This is a genomic window from Gemmiger formicilis, assembly GCF_016901605.1.
Taxonomy (GTDB): Bacteria; Bacillota; Clostridia; order Oscillospirales; family Ruminococcaceae; genus Gemmiger; species Gemmiger formicilis_B.
In genome coordinates this window covers 1-327 of sequence record NZ_JACJKP010000550.1, presented here as the reverse complement: position 1 = coordinate 327, position 327 = coordinate 1, and the positions used below count along the sequence as shown (strand labels likewise).

The window sequence follows — 327 nt, the reverse complement described above, 5'->3', positions numbered from 1 at the left end:
CCCTGCATACAACTGGTGGAACGAGGGCATTCATGGCGTGGGACGCGCTGGAACGGCAACCGTATTTCCGCAGGCAATTGGTCTGGCTGCGTCTTTTGATGAGGACTTACTGGGCCAGGTCGGGGAAGCCGTCGGCGTGGAAGCGCGTGGTAAATACAACATGTATCGCAGCTATCAGGACCGGGATATCTATAAAGGCCTGACAATCTGGGCGCCGAATGTAAATATATTCCGTGACCCGCGCTGGGGCAGAGGGCACGAAACCTATGGCGAAGATCCGTATCTGACCTCTCGCTTGGGCGTACGCTTTGTGGAAGGTATGCAGGG

At 56.3% G+C, this 327-nt stretch carries 1 protein-coding gene; it reads left to right on the top strand.

Annotated elements, in window-relative coordinates:
• Positions 1-327, top strand: a 327-nt coding sequence (locus H6B10_RS15890; RefSeq protein WP_275951100.1) for a glycoside hydrolase family 3 N-terminal domain-containing protein, incomplete at both ends; no start/stop codon positions are given.